We start from the raw sequence: 618 nt of genomic DNA, 5'->3' as shown, positions 1-618 counted from the left end.
TTCGTTTTTTGTGTTTTTACTCAGAAAATATCTGCATATTACCCTTTCCATCAGCACACTTTACCGTTACTTCTGCAAACAAGGCATTGTCTGGCGGCGAGCGGCGCCCACATTAAAACAACCTGATCCCGAATATGACGAAAAAATGGCGCGTATTGCTGAGACGCTTTCACGGGCTTCAGAGAAACATCCGGTGGTTTATGAAGATGAAGTGGATATTGATTTTAATCCTAAAATAGGCGCTGACTGGTACTTTAAAGGCCAACAAAAACGGGTTGTGACACCGGGTCAGAATCAAAAATATTACTTTGCCGGTTGCCTTGATGCCCAAACAGGCAAGATCGTGTTTACGGGTTACACGAGAAAAAACTCAGATTTATTTATCAACATGTTAGAAGCATTGAAACGCGCATATCGTGATGCAGAAACGCTGAGCGTTATTTTAGATAACTACGGCATCCATAAAAGTAAGAAGGTCAGAGCATGGCTGTTGAATAATCCCACTGTGACACTGCTCTTTCTTCCGGTCTACTCGCCTTGGTTAAATAAAATAGAACGGCTATGGCAATCACTTCATGAAACGGTGACACGCAATCATTGTTGCCAATTTATGTGGCA

1 protein-coding gene is annotated in these 618 nt (G+C 42.2%); it reads left to right on the top strand.

Features of this window, described 5'->3' with window-relative positions:
• On the top strand, positions 1-618 hold a 618-nt coding region (locus Xinn_RS21350), incomplete at both ends, for an IS630 family transposase (protein WP_153043443.1).

The organism is Xenorhabdus innexi (genome assembly GCF_002632485.1).
Classification (GTDB): Bacteria; Pseudomonadota; Gammaproteobacteria; order Enterobacterales; family Enterobacteriaceae; genus Xenorhabdus; species Xenorhabdus innexi.
The sequence above is the reverse complement of the archived record's forward strand: the minus strand, read 5'-3'. Positions and strand labels throughout refer to the sequence as shown.